We start from the raw sequence: 16283 nt of genomic DNA, 5'->3' as shown, positions 1-16283 counted from the left end.
ATTTAAGGTATGAAAAAACGCTACAAAGTAATTGTAGGTCTTTCGGTATTTATTATCGCAGGCTATTTTTTAGGCCCAAAGCCCAAAAAACCTTTGTTTAGCAAAGAGTTGACGAAAGTGCCCGATCTTGCTGATCTGGACAGCTATGTAACCAGCATCGAATCCATGCACAAAATAAAACCAGGTAACGAAGCTGAAATTGTTTGGGCCGATACAACCCGCCAACAAACCGAATACGCCGTGGTGTATTTGCATGGCTTTTCAGCCTCAAAAACGGAAGGTAACCCGGTACATTTAAATTTAGCTAAAGCGCTGCATGCCAACCTATATCTTGCCCGCCTGGCCGATCATGGTATCGACACATTGGCACCCATGCAATATTTTACGGCCGACCGCCTTTGGGAAACCAGCAAACAGGCTTACGCCATCGGTAAAAAACTAGGCAAAAAAGTAATTTTAGTCGGTACATCTACTGGGAGCACGGTGGCTTTAAAATTGGCGGCAACTTATCCTGAAATTAACAGTTTGATTTTAATGTCGCCAAATGTGGCTATTAACGACAAAAATGCCTGGCTTTTAAATAATCCTTGGGGCTTACAGATTGCCAGAAGGGTTGTTGGAGGCGATGAACGTAAGGTAGACGACCGTACTGACGAATATAAAAAATACTGGTACACCAATTACAGGCTTGAATCGTTGGTAGAACTTGAGGAATTTATTGAGCGCAGTATGATAAAAAAAACTTTCCAAAAGGTAAAGCAACCGGTGTTAATGCTCTATTATTATAAAAACGAACTGGAACAGGATCCTGTGGTAAGAGTAGATGCCATGCTGAAAATGTTCGATGAACTGGGTACGCCGGGTAGCTTAAAAAGAAAAATAGCTCTACCAAATGTTGGAAACCATGTAATGGGCTCGTATATTACTTCGAAAGATTTGCCGGGTGTGGAAAAGGCTATTAAAAGTTTTGTGGGGAGTACGCTGAAGGTAAGCATTAAATAACCAGAACAATCATCTCGACTGAAAGGTAGTAAAATGCCTACCTGTGCGGCCAGGCCTGTACGGGCAGGCGGAGAGAGATCTACTAGAGAGATTTCTCGACTGCGTTGCACTTCGCTCGAAATGACGACCCATAGCCAGGCAACTTAATCTCAGCTTAAAGGAAATCCTCTCTAACCCACAATATTCTTCACAATCATTTCGGCATGTACCCTCGAGTTTTCGATAAAAAGCTTGTGCGTATCTAAACCACCGCAAACTACACCAGCCAGGTATAAACCTTTTACATTGGTTTCCATGGTCTCTGCGTTGTAGGCCGGGCAAAGGCTTTCTGGTAATTCAATACCGAATTTCCTCAACATCGAAAAATCGGGTTGGTAGCCGGTCATCGCGATTACAAAATCGTTCGGAATGGTTCTTATTCCTTCAGGTGTTTTAATGTCCACTTCACTTTCCCTTATTTCAAGCAATTCTGAGTTGAAAAAAGCAGTAATTTCGCCCTCTTTAATTCTATTTTGTATATCCGGGCGAACCCAGTATTTAACATGCGGACCAAGTTCACCACTACGAACTACCATTGTTACATTTGCTCCTTTGCGATAAGTTTCCAGGGCGGCATCTACACCAGAGTTATTGGCACCAACTACAACCACATTCTGGAAGGCATACAAATGCGGATCTTTATAATAATGTGTTACTTTTGGCAAATCCTCACCCCGAACGTTCATCAATAAAGGCACGTCATAAAACCCTGTAGCTACAATTACATTAGCAGCCGTATAATTGGTTTTACTGGTAGTAATTTCGAAAACATCATGATTGTTTTTGACAACCTGCTGTACCCTTTCGAAAAGATGGATATTTAAATCGAATTTTTCCGCCACACGGCGATAATATTCTACAGCTTCATTACGGTTCGGCTTCGGGCTGATGGTTACAAAAGGCACCCCCCCCTATTTCCAATTTCTGTGAAGTAGAAAAGAAGGTCATAAAGACAGGATAATTAAATAAACTGTTTACTAAAGCACCTTTTTCTATAACTAAATAACTTAGGTTGGCTTTTTCGGCTTCAATTGCACAGGCCATTCCAATCGGTCCGGCACCAATAATTAATACGTCGTAGTGTTTTTGATTGTCAAGCATGTGATTATTTTGAAAGTTTGCCCATTTCTTGATACTGTACATTTATGAAAAGCTATTATTCAATTTAAAATAGCATTAGAAAACATAAATTGGCAGAAGCTTAATAGTGTGTCAAGGTTTGTGCCTAAAGATGAATTCTCCATTTTTTATTTGAGGCTAAGTCCAAATAGCACATCTCCAAACATTAAGAACCAGGATTAAAGAATATAAACGTAGATTCATAATTACAAAAATAGACAATAACAGGGAAATTACCATTGCATTTTACTTGGATTGATGCCAACTATGAACCATTCAAAATAAGCTATAGGACTGCTATGATTTCGATTATAAGTATATTTGAAATACAAAACCAAATATCATGAAATTTCATTACGCCCTGTTATTGATTATCACACTAAGTACGTCGGCATTTGCCCAAAAGAGTCTTTTTAATGGCAAAGATTTAAAAGGCTGGCACGTAGACGTACCTGCGATGGACAGCAACCCCAACGCCATTAATCCGTTTATTATTCGGCATGGAATGTTGGTTAGTTTAGGCACACCTGGTGGACATTTGATAACTGATAAAACGTATAAAAACTATCAGTTAACCGTACAGTATCGCTTTGCCGCCAAACCAGGCAACTGTGGTGTTCTCGTGCATGCTTCAACTCCACGTATATTGTATGGGATGTTTCCAAAATCGATGGAAGTGCAGATGCAACACAAAGATGCAGGTGATTTTTGGTGTATTGAGGAAGATATTAACGTACCAGATATGGTAACCAGGCGTGGCCCGAAAGAAAACTGGGGTATAAATGGCGATAAATTACGCCGTATAAAAAACTTAACGGATGATAGTGAAAAACCAGTTGGCGAGTGGAATACTATGGTTATCCAATGTTTAGACAATGAAATAAAAGTATGGGTAAACGGCACTCTGGTAAACCATGGCACCAATTGTACTGCAAGTAGTGGACAAATCGCTTTACAGGCGGAAGGTAGCGAAGTAGAGTTTAAACAATTGGATCTGAAACCAATTAAAGTTTTTTCTAAATCTTAAATAGAGTCGTTATTTGAACCGAAGTATTCCAAACGAATTACTTCAGAGATAAAGCTTTGGCTTAAGGCTATTGGAAACTCACATGCTGTTTGCTCAATTCAAGATGACGAAAAGGATATATGCTTCTTACTTTAATCGTTAAAACATAAACAGATCAGATAGCCAACGAAGTAAGCAAGCAGATCATAAACAGAGAAATAAGTCCCTAAAACAATACTCCAGAACTTATTATCCTGCAGGCCCAACCAGTCTACATAATGAACGGCTTGTAAGAACTCGATTACAAAAGAGAAAATCAATACACCTAAAGCAAGCCTTTTATTATTGGTAATTAAAAATATTCTGAAGAATGCATATATTAATATCACCACCAACACATCACCACCAAAAGGCCTGATAAATGAGTCGTGAACGTATCTAGCGATTAAAACTTCTATAACAAATATCGCTAGAAAAATGAAAAGAAATTTTAAGTTGAACGTTAATTTCATTTTTTGATTATAAAAAAGAAGTCAAGTTTGATAGCTTACTGACTATTAAACTTGACTTCTTATATCAAATCAGATTAATCTGGGTTTTGGATTAAATGCCTAGTAACAATCTGGCTGGATCTTCTAATAATTGTTTCACACGAACCAGGAAACCAACCGACTCACGTCCGTCGATAATTCTATGGTCGTAAGATAAGGCAACGTACATCATTGGTCGGATGACCACTTCACCTTTTTCAGCTACCGGACGCTCCACAATATTGTGCATACCTAAAATAGCCGATTGTGGTGCATTAATAATTGGTGTCGACATCATTGAACCAAATACACCGCCATTGGTGATGGTAAATGTCCCACCAGTCATTTCTTCAATGGTTAATTTGCTATCGCGTGCTTTTAAAGCCAATTCTAACACCGATTTTTCAATCTGAGCTAAAGTCATGCTTTCTGCGTTACGGATTACCGGAACCACTAAACCTTTTGGTGCAGAAACAGCGATAGAAATATCAGCAAAATCATTGTACACCAATTCTTCACCTTCAATACGACCATTTACAGCAGGAAAATCTTTCAAAGCTTCAGTAACAGCTTTAGTGAAAAAGCTCATGAAACCTAAACCAACGCCAAATTTCTCTTTAAACTGGTCTTTATATTTTCCGCGTAAATCCATAATTGGTTTCATGTTAACCTCGTTGAAAGTGGTTAGCATTGCAGTTTCATTCTTAACAGCAACTAAACGTTTTGCAACGGTTCTACGCAGTGGAGACATTTTTTCACGGCGTTCGCCACGGCTACCCGCAGGAGCAGCAGCTGCAACTGGCACACTGGTTTTTGGTGCGTCAGCTTTTTTACCGGCTTCAGCCTTTACCGCATCATCTTTAGTAATACGGCCATCAACACCAGTACCTTTTACAGCAGAAGCATCAATGCCTTTTTCGGCAAGGATTTTACCTGCAGCAGGTGAAGGCGTACCTGTAGCATAACTTTCGCCTGATTTTTCAGCAACTGGAGCCGCAGTTTTTTCTTCAGCAACAACTGCCTTTTCTTCAACTTTCGGAGCTTCAGCTTTTGCAGGGGCTGCCCCACCATCTTCAATTTTACAAACTACTGCACCGATGGCTAAAGTATCACCTTCGGCTGCTATGGTTTTTAAAGTTCCAGCTTGTTCTGCGGTTAATTCGAATGTTGCTTTATCCGATTCCAATTCGGCTATAACTTCATCCATTTCAACAACGTCGCCATCATTTTTTATCCATCTTGATAAAACAACTTCGGTTATCGACTCACCAACTGGTGGAACTTTTATCTCTAAACTCATATTTTTAAAATTGGTAATTTTTGTTGTTATATGTTTAAGATTCAAAAGTTACAGTATTCCCGGCTGTTAACCGGTACCTTTACTCCCGAATCTTTAATTAAATTAATCCGCTTCAGCTAATTTCTTGTTGGCCTTTTTAGCTTTATCTTTAACTTCTTCTTCCTTGATCGAAACCTCTAGAGCGTTAGCTAAAATATAGGCTTGTTGATTGGCATGTTGTTTAGCAAAACCTGTCGCAGTACTGCTACTTTCTTTTCTCGATATCACATCAATGCCTTTCAAGCCTGTTTTGTATAATTTGCGGAAAAGGTATGGCCATGCACCCATGTTTTCTGGTTCTTCCTGTACCCAGAAAATTTCATCTGCATTTTTATATTTTGCCTTAATGCCTTCCATCTGATCAACAGGTGTTGGGTATAATTGTTCAATACGAACAACAGCAACATGTTTTACCTGATCTGCCTGCTGCTTTTCTAATAGTTCATAGTAAATTTTACCGCTACAGAAAACGATACGGGTGACCTCTTCTACTTTAACATTTACATCATCAATTACTTCCTTAAAACCACCTTCGGTAAACTCTTCTAATGTAGAAACACAGGCTGGGTGACGTAATAAACTTTTTGGCGTGAATACAACCAAAGGTTTACGGAAATCGCGTTTAAACTGGCGACGTAAAACATGGAAAAAGTTCGCAGGAGTAGTACAATTAGTTACCTGCATGTTGTAATCGGCACAAAGCTCCATAAAACGCTCAATACGTGCTGATGAGTGTTCTGGTCCCTGTCCTTCGTAACCATGAGGCAATAACATCACCAAACCATTTTCACGTTGCCATTTGGTTTCAGCACTTGCAATGTACTGATCGACAACAATTTGTGCCCCATTAAAGAAATCACCAAACTGTGCTTCCCAGATGGTTAATGCATTCGGATTCGCCATGGCGTATCCATATTCAAAACCTAAAACACCGTACTCTGATAAGTGCGAATTGTAAATATCAAATGAGGCTTGTTGATCTGAAATATTTGCCAATGGTACATATTCTTCCTCACTATCTTCAAGCGTTAATACCGCATGACGGTGAGAGAAAGTACCGCGCTCCACATCCTGACCACTTAAACGAACGCGCTTACCCTCTGATAACAGAGTACCATAAGCCAGCTGCTCGCCCATTGCCCAATCGAAAACAAATGTTTCATTCACCATTTTGGTACGCTCGGCAAATAATTTTTCGATTTTTTTGAAGAACTTTTTATTTGATGGTAAAGAGGTAATGCGTTTACCAATTTCCAGTAATGTACTTTTTTTAACTGCGGTAACCGGCGAGGCTTCAAAATCTTTAGGTGTAGCCATCCGCAAATCTGCCCACGCACCACCAAATTTAACTTCGCTATTGCTGGCTACATATTCTTTTGCTTCATTTAAGCGTTCCTGCAAAATACCACGGAAATCTTTTTCCATCTCTTTTGCTAAACCAGCTTCCAGCTTGCCTTCTTTGGTTAACTGATCGATATAAATTTCCCTTGGGTTAGGGTGTTTTTCAATCGTTTTGTATAATAACGGCTGTGTAAATTTAGGCTCATCAGACTCATTGTGCCCAAAGCGACGGTAGCAAAGGATATCAATAAAAACATCGTTTTTATATTTCTGACGGTATTCCATCGCCAGGTTAATCGCATAAACCAAAGCTTCAGGGTCATCACCATTCACGTGGAAAACCGGAGATAAAGTTACTTTGGCAATATCAGTACAATAGGTACTGGTACGGGCATCTTTGTAGTTGGTGGTAAAACCGATCTGGTTATTAATTACCAGGTGAATGGTTCCTCCTGTCTTGTAACCTTCCAAACCAGCCATTTGGATAACTTCATAAACAATTCCCTGTCCGGCAACTGATGCATCACCGTGAATCAAAATCGGTGCTAAACGGCTATTGTCACCGCCATATTTGAAATCTATTTTAGAACGGCTCATGCCTTCTACCACACCATCAACAGTTTCTAAATGTGATGGGTTAGGACATAAACTTAAGTGAACGCTTTTACCTGAACCAGTGGCAACATCTGTAGAATAACCTAGGTGGTATTTTACATCACCACCATATGGGGTATCAGGGCTGTAGCTTTTACCTTCAAACTCGGCAAAAATATCTTTGTATGTTTTTTGCATGATGTTGGCCAACACATTCAAACGACCACGGTGTGCCATACCAATAACAAATTCTTCAATTCCCAGTTCAGCCCCTTTTTCAATCACCGAATCTAAAGCAGGGATCAAAGCTTCTGCACCTTCTAACGAAAAACGTTTTTGTCCCAGGAATTTTGTTCCCAGGAAATTTTCGAAACTTACCGCCTCATTTAATTTCCGAAGAATACGTTTTTTCTCATCAATGGAGAAATTAGGGGTATTACGTACACTTTCCATTTTTTGCTGAATCCAGTTCAACACTTCTGGTGTACGTAAAAATTTATATTCGGCTCCGATAGAACCTGCATATGTTTGTTTTAAAAAGGCTACAATGTCCTTTAATTTTGCTGCACCAATACCAATCTCCACACCCGAATTGAAAACAGTTTCCAGATCGGCATCTGATAATCCAAAATTTGCCAGATCTAGAGTTGGCAAATGTTTACGACGTTCGCGAACGGGATTGGTGTGCGTAAATAAGTGCCCACGGCTACGGTAGCCATCAATCAGATTTAAAACATTAACCTCTTTTAAAAAGTGTTCAGGTGTTTCTGCTGTTGCTGCAGGAGCTTCGGATCCCCTTCCAAAATCAAAACCTTCGAAAAATTTCTGCCACCCAAACTCAACAGATGCTGGATCTTGTTGATAGGATTGATATAAAGACTCTATATATTCGGCGTTTGCGCCATTAAGATAAGATAATTTATCCATTATTAACTGTTTACTATAAGCATTACAAAATTAGAATTTTACCTTATATAAATGGCAAAAATCTCGATTAAATTAAATGAGCGGGCTTTAAATTTGCGAGTGGGTAAATGAGTTGGCCTTATATACAAAAAATGGGCAAAATCTGTTAAAATTCAATTACCCAAATGCGCTCATTCAACACGCAATGATTTTACAATTCAATCCTTACAACTATGATGCCCAAGTTATGGAGTAATTGCCTTTTGGGTCGAGATTTTTGATGTTTTTATCAAGATCGAAAACACTTTTTGATTTTTGATCGTTACCAACCCCGGCTACGTTGGCCCAATTGCCCCAATTACTGGCAGGATTGTAATCAATTAGTTTTTCTTCAAAATAGGCTGCTCCCAAAACCCAGCTTACCTCTAAATTATTGATCAGATAGAGGGCTGCTGTTTGGCGGGCAATATTCGAAATAAAACCGGTTTGGTTTAATTCAGTCATCACCGCATCTACTACGGCAAAACCAGTTTGCGCACTGCGCCATTTATCAAAATTCTCCTGTTCATTTGCTACATCAACCAGTCCCTGGCTACCGAATCCATCCGGATTGAAGAAGGTGTTGCCATACTTTTTAAACATAAAACGGAAATAATCTCTCCACAGAAGGCCTAATAAGACATGATTGAACATGGCTTTGGTGTTGGGTACACTTTCCATCTTTTTAATTTCCCAATATACCTTGCGTGGCGATAAACTTCCAATGGCCAACCAGGCAGAAAGCTTGGAAGCAAGAATTAAGTTTTTGGTGGTTGCAGCTTGTTGCATAGCCAAAATCACCTTTTGGAGATGAGCCAGACCTTCGGCTTCTCCACCGGTAAACTCAAAATCAGCACGCTGGTCTTTTTGCTGGGGAAAAAGATTAAGATCTTCTAAAGAAGGTAAGGTACCCCAGTCAATTACTTCTGCTACGTTTATCCGATCTGGCGCTGCAAAACAAGGCTTGATCATCGAATCGCGTTCAATTTTCTTTTTAAACTGGTTAAAAGCATCAGGAATATCCTTAATGGGAAAAGGCAGATCTTCCTTATTATATAAGGTGTGGCCGATAAAATGTTTCAGGTTGACACGTAGTTTCCAAAGTGCATTTTCCACCAGTGTGGAAATATGTGTTTCTTCGCGTGCTACTTCGCGGTGATGGTAAACTTCGGTAATCTCATATTCCTGTACAAGCTGAGGAATAATATCTTCGGGATTACCCTCTGCAATTAGCAAATTTCCACCAATCTGTTTTAAAGCATTGCGTAAGCCTAAAACGCTTTCTAAAATAAATTGCGCTCTGATATTACCTGTTTTTAAACTACCGTATTTGGTTTCACCAAAAGAACGGTGATCAAGTATATAAACAGGTAAAATCGCATCAGATTTAGCAATCGCTTCCACCAGCATTTCATTATCATGCAAGCGAAGATCATTTCTAAACCAGACTAAAATTTTTTTGGACATCTTTTATCGAAAAGGGTATAAGAACGCTTTACAAATTTATCTTATTTTTGTTCTTCATCCAACCGCTAAGCAATTCTTTACAAATAGGAAACAAAAGAATTAGAACTGAATCAATACCGTTTTAAAGGTACTATAAAAACCCTTTTGCCTCTTTGGTGTTTAAAAAAGATGGCAAAAAAGATTCTGATTACCGGCGCTACAGGACTTGTGGGTACTCAACTGAAAAAGCACTTGCTGACCAAGGGTTATGAGGTGAATACACTTTCGAGGAAGAAAGATAACGATGCAAATAATTTTGTATGGGATGTTTATAAGGGAACGATTGAGACTGACTGTTTAAATGATGTGGATGCCGTCATTCATTTAGCGGGCGAGCCGGTTGCTGATAAAAAATGGACGAACGAACGCAAAAAGCAGATTATTGATAGCCGTGTGAAATCAACTGAATTACTTTTTAAAACGATAAGATCAAAGCCCGGACTTCAACTTAAATCGTTTATTTCTGCTTCGGCAGTCGGTTTTTATGGCGATTGCGGTGATGAGATTTTAACAGAGGAAAGTCCAAAAGGTTATGGTTTTTTAGCAGATTGCTGCAAACTTTGGGAAGATGCCGTAGATGAAGGAAAAAAACTAAGCCTTCGAATTGTAAAACTTCGCACCGGGATTGTGTTGAGCAATGATGGAGGTGCATTGCCGCAACTGGACAAACCGGTAAAATTGTTTGTCGGAGCCGGCTTAGGAACGGGAAAACAGTGGATACCCTGGCTGCACATCGACGACATGGTTGAAATGTACATTGAAGCCATCGAAAACCTTAGGATGGAAGGCTGCTACAATGCATGCGCACCTTTTCCGATGACTAATGTAGCCTTAACCAAAGCCATTGCCAAACAGCTTCATCGCCCATTCTGGCCCATTAAAGTACCTAAAAAAGCATTGGAATTATTATTGGGAGAACGTGCAGAGGCAGTTTTAATGAGCAATAATACCTCGGCACAAAAGATTTTAGATACAGGGTTCAAATTTAAATTTACACATTTGGATGATGCCTTGAACGCATTGTATAATTAGGTTAGTTGACTATGATTGTTCAAATTGATTAATTGTTTTATTGTTAACTGTAAATCGCCAATTGAAAACTATAATATTGGTTAATCCGTTAATATGCCAAGCGCCCATCTCTAAACGCTTAGACATCCAGATTCTAATAATAACCTATAATAAATGACTCCAATATCCATTTTTTGGTTCCGCCGCGATTTACGTTTAGCAGATAATGCCGCTTTATATCATGCCCTAAAAAGCGACTATCCGGTTTTGCCACTTTTTATTTTTGATAAAAATATACTGAAAAAACTACCAAAGGATGATGCACGCGTAACATTCATTTATGAAACCATTGAAGGGTTAAAAGAAGAACTTCAGCAGCAAGGATCGGATTTACTGGTAAAATATGGTACACCAGAGAAAGTATGGCCCGAGATTTTAAATGAATACCCTGTTAAAGAAGTATACACCAATCACGATTATGAACCCTATGCCCGCGAACGTGATGATAATATGGCCGAGTTTTTAACCAGTGAAGAAATTGTGTTTAAAACTTATAAAGACCAGGTTATTTTCGAAAAAAACGAAATTTTAAAGGCAGATAAAACACCCTACACCGTTTTTACCCCCTTTTATAAACAGTGGCATGCCAAACTGAGCGATTTTTATATAAAGGCTTATCCTACTAAAAAGTATTTCAAAAATCTGCTACAAACCAGGCATCTGCCAATTCCAGGTTTAAAAGAAATGGGCTTTGAAAAGAGTAAGCTGGATTTTCCTAAAATAAATTACAAAAACAAGCTGGACAATTATGCAAAAGAACGCGATTTCCCCGCACTTGATGGCACCACACATATTGGTCTGCATTTGCGTTTTGGAACCTTAAGCATAAGGAAAGCTGTTAAAGATGCATTGGAAGCAAAATCGAATGTCTGGCTTTCGGAACTGGCCTGGCGGGAATTTTACATGACTATAATTTGGCATTTCCCTTACTCTGCTTTCGATTCGTTTAAAAAGCAATACGATAAAATTAAATGGCGCAACAACGAAGATGAGTTTAAGGCCTGGCGTGAGGGCAATACCGGCTATCCGATTGTTGATGCAGGGATGCGCCAGCTGAACCAAACCGGATGGATGCACAACCGCGTACGAATGATTGTAGGTAGTTTTCTAAGCAAACATTTATTGATTGACTGGCGCTGGGGAGAAGCCTACTTTGCCGAGAAGTTATTGGATTATGAAATGGCAAGTAATCTTGGCGGCTGGCAATGGGCTGCAGGATCAGGAAACGATGCAGCACCTTATTTTAGAGTATTTAACCCCGAACTGCAGACCAAAAGATTTGACCCTAAACTGGAATATATTAAAAAATGGGTACCAGAATTTGGCACAAAAAAATATGCCCAACCAATAGTTGAGCATAGTTTTGCAAGGGAAAGGGTTTTAAAAGTTTTTAAAGAGGCTTTAGCTAATTCGTAACACCCACTATTTCAATGTCAAAATCTAATACTGCATTAGCAGGAATTGTACCACTGCCTGAAGTTCCATAGGCAAGATCAGAAGGAATAAACATTCTAAATTTGGTTCCAACTTTAAATTTTGGGATCATGATTTGCCAAGCACGGATTAGTCCAGTGAGCGTCGATGAATAACCGGTAGCATTTGAATCGAAAGATGTGCCATCTAAAGTGCGCCCAGTATATTTAATATTTACAGTACTCTCAATCCCATTAACTGGATCGCCAGTACCTACTGTATTAACTATATAATAAATCCTACTTGGGTCCTTGGTTGCAGTTAAAGCCTTAGCGGTTAAATAACTTTGAATCTTCGCATCATCCAATAACGACTGCTTATGGTAAGGATATGTTTTAATTATAAAATCAAGATTTTCATTCGAAGGGATTGGGCCTACACCATTTCTCCCAAAGGCCAAATATGATGGCAACAAAATCCTAGCGGTACCTCCTGGCTTCAATTTAAGTACAGCTGTTCTTAATGCAGGTATGTTATAAGTAGTACTTGTTGATAAAGAGGATTGAAAGAAGCTATTTAAATAGCCAACGTAAGTACCTAAATTACCATTTGAGGGAGATTGTAGATAAGTTGTTCCGCTCGACAAAGATTTAACAGTTACATCATACAATACTGAATCAGAATTCAAGAAAAGCGCACCATCAGTTGGGTTTGTAACTTGATAATAAAATCCTGTTTTAGCAGAATCAGGTATCATTTGTGTTAAATTATTCTTTGATATATATGTCTTTATAGCTGCATCATCTACAGTTTGCGCAGTATCATATTCCTTTTTACACGAGCTAAAAATAATTGTAGCCAGTAAAATTGCGAATAGGCCAAGTTTAGTAAATTTGTTCATTTATTATTGTACGTCTGTAAGTGTTATCGTAAAATCGAGTACTGAATTAGCAGGAACCGAAGATGATGGCGATCGTGTTCCATAAGCATAATATGATGGGATAATTAACCGGATCTTTCCTCCCATTTGTATTTTTTGAATCCCAAACTGCCATCCTAAAATAACATTTCCGAGTTTAAAGGTGGATGGGTTTCCTTTGGTACTATCGAAAATAGTACCATTTAATAGTCTTCCCTCATAGTCAGCAGAAATCACTGTAGCTGTTAAATAACTTACGCTTCCTGATCCTGGAGCAATAATCTGATAAAAAATACCGCTGGCGTCTTTTGTGGCCGGGATGTTATTGGTTTTCACAAACGCAGCAATAGCAGTCGTATCTGCTTTAAATTGTGGCGTGGGATCGTAAGCATCATCAACTGGCACATTTTTCTTACAGGCCGCTAGGCAACCCGCAAAGAAGACTATGATTATAAAATATTTAAACTTTACCATTATCCGCAAAAATAAGCTTTTAATGTGGTTGCAACAATTTTTAACCTATTTTAACAATTTTAGTACTGAAGGTACAAGCAAAAGAGCCAGTCACATTAAATTAATATCATCTATTGGTAGCTTAAACTAGGATCTTAATTTAAAGAATCCGTCACCCTGAATTTATTTCAGGGTCTCTTTACTAAAGATGCTGACCAAGGAGTAGCTACAAGGCCATTAAAAATACTACTCCTTGGTTGTAAAATGAATTCAGCATGACGAATTTATCCGATAAAGGCATTTATTAAACAACTTGTAATTAAATAATTATTAAGTTAAATTAATATGTTAAGATAATGAAATACCAATGAAGATATCTGTTTATCGCATTCCGCTTATTGTACGTTTGATAGCTGGATGTTAAAATCCAGTACAGAATTCCCGGGGATGGGACCTACAGAACTACTGCCATAGCCTAAACCCGGTGGAACAATTAATCTGATTTCACCACCTTTCTGGATTTTAGGAATACCGATACGCCAGCCTTGAATCAGTTCTGCCAGATTAAAGGTTTGTTCTTTGCCACCGCCATTATCAAATACGTTTCCATTTAACAACCTGCCCTCATATTTAATGGTGATTTTGGTGTTGCCCGGATAAGTGAACGAACCCGAACCAGGTTTAATGATCTGATAATATAAACCGGAATCGTCTTTAACGGCATTAATATTATTTTTTTTGATAAAATCTGTAATCTGTTTTTCGGGATCTTCGTCTTTTTTACAAGATGAAATTACAGCTACACTTAAAAATAATAGGGTGAGTAATCTAAATTTAATCATACGCGAAAATATGATTTTAATCCCGTAAAGATATCTTTATGTTTTTTAAATCTCTGTCATGCTGAGGCACGAAGCATCTTTTATATGATTAGCAGATTCTTTGTAAACTCTATTAACGGCGAAGTGATTTCTAAAAATACTAATTCTTATCATAAAAGATTGCTTCGTCGTACCTCCTCGCAATGACGGTTTTTTTTTTAGACTATGTCTAAAATAGTGAGATAGAGTATTTGCAAACTAACAGGATACATATCTCTTGCCATAGGCTGCAAATAAAAAAAGGTTTAAGGTTCAGGTTATGTACCCAAGCCTTAAACCCTACGCCTTTCAGCCTTCTACCTTAGAAGATATATTTATTTGCTTCTATTAGCTGCTGTGCAACTCTTTGACGGGCGTCTTTAACATTAAACGGTTCCACTTTTGTAAAGCGGCGTAAGCCTACCTGCATCATACGAAGTTCATCGCCTTCTGCAAAAGCCCAAAGTGCTTCTTTGCCTGCTTTGGCTATGCCATCTACAGCCTCTACCAAATAAATCCGCAATAAATCCAGTTGGCCTGCACATGCTTCTTCACCGCGTGTATGTACTAGTTTTTCTGTTCTCAGTAAAGCCGATTCAAGTACATAAACGTAACTGGCCATATCGGCAATGTTCATTAAAATTTCCTGTTCTTTGCTCAAGGTCATCATCAATTTTTGAACCGCAGCACCAGCCACCATTAATGTTGCTTTTTTCAAATTAGAAAGCACTTTTTTCTCTGCAGCAAATAAGGTGGTATCTTCTTCACCAAAATCAGGGATGCTCATCAGCTCGGCGGCAACTGCTGTAGCAGGAGTCATTAAGTCAAGCTCACCTTTCATGGCGCGTTTTAGCATCATATCAACCGTCAACAAGCGGTTAATTTCGTTTGTACCTTCAAAAATCCGGTTGATACGGGCATCACGGTAGGCCCTATCCATTGGTGCATCGGCACTAAAACCCATACCACCATAAATCTGCACACCTTCATCTACCGTATAATCTAAGGCTTCAGAACCCCATACTTTTAAAATGGCACATTCCACCGCAAATTGTTCAACAGACTTTAACCTTGCTTTGCCAGATTCCATTCCAGCTGCAACCAATTGATCATAGGTATCATCAATATTTTGCCCTGCGCGATAGTTTGCGGCATCAACAGCATAAAGCTTGGATGCGATTTCGGCAATTTTAAAACGGATGGCACCATATTTCGAAATCGGGCGGCCAAACTGAATCCGCTCGTTCGAATAATTAATGGCTGTATTTAAAGTTGCTTTTGATGCTCCTATAGCCGCAGCAGACAATTTGATACGGCCAATGTTTAGAATATTTACCGCGATTTTAAAACCGTTTTCACGTTCACTTAACATATTCTCAACAGGCACCGGGCAATCGTTGAAGAAAACCTGGCGGGTTGAAGAACCTTTGATACCCATTTTATGTTCTTCCGGATTCATGGTAATACCACCGAAATCTTTCTCTACAATAAATGCAGTTAAGTTTTTATCATCGTCTATTTTAGCAAAAACGATAAAAATATCGGCAAAACCACCATTGGTGATCCACATTTTCTGGCCATTGATGATGTAGTGTTTACCATCATCACTCAATTTAGCCTTTGTTTTACCTGAGTTTGCATCCGAACCGGAATTTGGTTCAGTTAAACAATAAGCCGCCTTCCACTCACCCGAACCCAGTTTAGGAATATATTTTGCTTTTTGCTCCTCGTTACCATAGTACAAAATGGGTAATGTACCAATTCCGGTATGAGCAGAAAGTGCAACGGCAAAAGAGTGGCCTGCACCTACCACATCTGCAACCAACATCGAAGTATTAAAATTTTTGCCAAAACCACCATATTCTTCAGGTACCGAAACACCAAGGATGCCCAGTTCACCAGCTTTGGTTAACAATGTTGGCATCAGTTCAGGATCTTCCTGCTTATCGATTTTATCTAAATTGGGATAAACCTCGGCCGCTAGAAAATCGCGACAGGTTTGTGCAATCATCTGCTGCTCTTCGTCAAATTCCTCAGGGATAAATACTTCCTGATAAGTGGTATCTTTAATTAAGAACTCACCACCTTTAATTGTCTTTTTTTCAGTTGTTTCCATTGCTTTAGTATCTAATAGCGAGTATTAAGT

14 protein-coding genes are annotated in these 16283 nt (G+C 38.9%); 4 read left to right on the top strand and 10 right to left on the bottom strand.

The annotated features are described in order from the left end of the window. The first annotated feature begins 9 nt into the window (after window positions 1-9). The gene (locus PGN18_RS12355) at window positions 10-1002 is read left to right on the top strand and encodes an alpha/beta hydrolase (RefSeq protein ID WP_335319802.1); all 993 of its coding nucleotides are present in this window, start codon (window positions 10-12) and stop codon (window positions 1000-1002) included. Window positions 1003-1172: 170 nt separating this feature from the next. Here the strand turns inward: PGN18_RS12355 and PGN18_RS12350 are convergent, their stop codons facing one another. Next, on the bottom strand, window positions 1173-1946 hold the full coding sequence (locus PGN18_RS12350) for a YpdA family putative bacillithiol disulfide reductase (RefSeq protein ID WP_442955354.1): 774 nt from the start codon (window positions 1944-1946) through the stop codon (window positions 1173-1175). Continuing rightward, window positions 1909-2184 carry an NAD(P)-binding domain-containing protein gene (locus PGN18_RS22420; protein ID WP_442955353.1) on the bottom strand — a complete coding sequence of 92 codons (276 nt, stop codon included), beginning with the start codon at window positions 2182-2184 and terminating at the stop codon, window positions 1909-1911. Before PGN18_RS22420 ends, PGN18_RS12350 begins: the two co-directional genes overlap by 38 nt. A gap of 319 nt (window positions 2185-2503) precedes the next feature. Between PGN18_RS22420 and PGN18_RS12345 the strand changes: the two genes are divergently transcribed. Beyond that, window positions 2504-3187, top strand: coding sequence for a 3-keto-disaccharide hydrolase (locus PGN18_RS12345; RefSeq protein ID WP_335319801.1), 684 nt, complete (start codon window positions 2504-2506; stop codon window positions 3185-3187). Between the two features lie 131 nt (window positions 3188-3318). Here the strand turns inward: PGN18_RS12345 and PGN18_RS12340 are convergent, their stop codons facing one another. The 4 genes from PGN18_RS12340 to PGN18_RS12325 all read right to left on the bottom strand — a co-directional run bounded on the left by PGN18_RS12340 (window position 3319) and on the right by PGN18_RS12325 (window position 9382). Then, entirely contained in the window at window positions 3319-3678 is a 360-nt protein-coding gene (locus PGN18_RS12340; protein ID WP_335319800.1) for a ribosomal maturation YjgA family protein, read from the bottom strand. Window positions 3679-3769: 91 nt separating this feature from the next. Next, window positions 3770-4996, bottom strand: a complete 1227-nt coding sequence (odhB, locus tag PGN18_RS12335) for a 2-oxoglutarate dehydrogenase complex dihydrolipoyllysine-residue succinyltransferase (protein ID WP_335319799.1) — start codon at window positions 4994-4996, stop codon at window positions 3770-3772. Between the two features lie 102 nt (window positions 4997-5098). Then, on the bottom strand, window positions 5099-7897 hold the full coding sequence (locus PGN18_RS12330) for a 2-oxoglutarate dehydrogenase E1 component (protein ID WP_335319798.1): 2799 nt from the start codon (window positions 7895-7897) through the stop codon (window positions 5099-5101). Between the two features lie 210 nt (window positions 7898-8107). Beyond that, complete coding sequence (locus PGN18_RS12325; protein WP_335319797.1) at window positions 8108-9382, bottom strand: DASH family cryptochrome; 1275 nt, start codon at window positions 9380-9382, stop codon at window positions 8108-8110. Between the two features lie 168 nt (window positions 9383-9550). Here PGN18_RS12325 and PGN18_RS12320 point away from each other — a divergent pair, with 168 nt between their 5' ends. Further along, window positions 9551-10453 carry a TIGR01777 family oxidoreductase gene (locus PGN18_RS12320; protein WP_335319796.1) on the top strand — a complete coding sequence of 301 codons (903 nt, stop codon included), beginning with the start codon at window positions 9551-9553 and terminating at the stop codon, window positions 10451-10453. A 153-nt stretch (window positions 10454-10606) separates the two neighbouring features. Next, a complete protein-coding gene (locus PGN18_RS12315; RefSeq protein WP_335319795.1) occupies window positions 10607-11908 on the top strand; it encodes a cryptochrome/photolyase family protein in 1302 nt (433 codons plus the stop codon). Here PGN18_RS12315 and PGN18_RS12310 read toward each other — a convergent pair. The 4 genes from PGN18_RS12310 to PGN18_RS12295 all read right to left on the bottom strand — a co-directional run bounded on the left by PGN18_RS12310 (window position 11898) and on the right by PGN18_RS12295 (window position 16253). Next, entirely contained in the window at window positions 11898-12806 is a 909-nt protein-coding gene (locus PGN18_RS12310; RefSeq protein ID WP_335319794.1) for an FKBP-type peptidyl-prolyl cis-trans isomerase, read from the bottom strand. The two genes, PGN18_RS12315 and PGN18_RS12310, sit on opposite strands and share 11 nt — an antisense overlap. 3 nt (window positions 12807-12809) lie before the next feature. Next, window positions 12810-13298, bottom strand: coding sequence for an FKBP-type peptidyl-prolyl cis-trans isomerase (locus PGN18_RS12305; protein WP_335319793.1), 489 nt, complete (start codon window positions 13296-13298; stop codon window positions 12810-12812). Between the two features lie 374 nt (window positions 13299-13672). After that, window positions 13673-14119, bottom strand: coding sequence for an FKBP-type peptidyl-prolyl cis-trans isomerase (locus tag PGN18_RS12300; protein ID WP_335319792.1), 447 nt, complete (start codon window positions 14117-14119; stop codon window positions 13673-13675). Window positions 14120-14459: 340 nt separating this feature from the next. Beyond that, window positions 14460-16253: an acyl-CoA dehydrogenase family protein gene (locus tag PGN18_RS12295; protein ID WP_335319791.1), complete on the bottom strand. Its 1794-nt coding sequence runs from the start codon at window positions 16251-16253 to the stop codon at window positions 14460-14462. Window positions 16254-16283: the final 30 nt, after the last annotated feature.

It is taken from the genome of Pedobacter terrae, assembly GCF_036946585.1.
Taxonomy (GTDB): Bacteria; Bacteroidota; Bacteroidia; order Sphingobacteriales; family Sphingobacteriaceae; genus Pedobacter; species Pedobacter terrae_C.
The sequence above is the reverse complement of the archived record's forward strand: the minus strand, read 5'-3'. Positions and strand labels throughout refer to the sequence as shown.

Bases quoted from the DNA above. Each gene is read 5' to 3' on its own strand.
- PGN18_RS12300 (WP_335319792.1), bottom strand. From the start codon at position 14,119: ATGATTAAATTTAGATTACTCACCCTATTATTTTTAAGTGTAGCTGTA.
- PGN18_RS12310 (WP_335319794.1), bottom strand. From the start codon at position 12,806: ATGAACAAATTTACTAAACTTGGCCTATTCGCAATTTTACTGGCTACA.
- PGN18_RS12315 (WP_335319795.1), top strand. From the start codon at position 10,607: ATGACTCCAATATCCATTTTTTGGTTCCGCCGCGATTTACGTTTAGCA.
- PGN18_RS12295 (WP_335319791.1), bottom strand. From the start codon at position 16,253: ATGGAAACAACTGAAAAAAAGACAATTAAAGGTGGTGAGTTCTTAATT.
- PGN18_RS22420 (WP_442955353.1), bottom strand. From the start codon at position 2,184: ATGTACAGTATCAAGAAATGGGCAAACTTTCAAAATAATCACATGCTT.
- PGN18_RS12330 (WP_335319798.1), bottom strand. From the start codon at position 7,897: ATGGATAAATTATCTTATCTTAATGGCGCAAACGCCGAATATATAGAG.
- PGN18_RS12305 (WP_335319793.1), bottom strand. From the start codon at position 13,298: ATGGTAAAGTTTAAATATTTTATAATCATAGTCTTCTTTGCGGGTTGC.
- PGN18_RS12325 (WP_335319797.1), bottom strand. From the start codon at position 9,382: ATGTCCAAAAAAATTTTAGTCTGGTTTAGAAATGATCTTCGCTTGCAT.
- PGN18_RS12345 (WP_335319801.1), top strand. From the start codon at position 2,504: ATGAAATTTCATTACGCCCTGTTATTGATTATCACACTAAGTACGTCG.
- PGN18_RS12355 (WP_335319802.1), top strand. From the start codon at position 10: ATGAAAAAACGCTACAAAGTAATTGTAGGTCTTTCGGTATTTATTATC.
- PGN18_RS12320 (WP_335319796.1), top strand. From the start codon at position 9,551: ATGGCAAAAAAGATTCTGATTACCGGCGCTACAGGACTTGTGGGTACT.
- PGN18_RS12340 (WP_335319800.1), bottom strand. From the start codon at position 3,678: ATGAAATTAACGTTCAACTTAAAATTTCTTTTCATTTTTCTAGCGATA.
- odhB (WP_335319799.1), bottom strand. From the start codon at position 4,996: ATGAGTTTAGAGATAAAAGTTCCACCAGTTGGTGAGTCGATAACCGAA.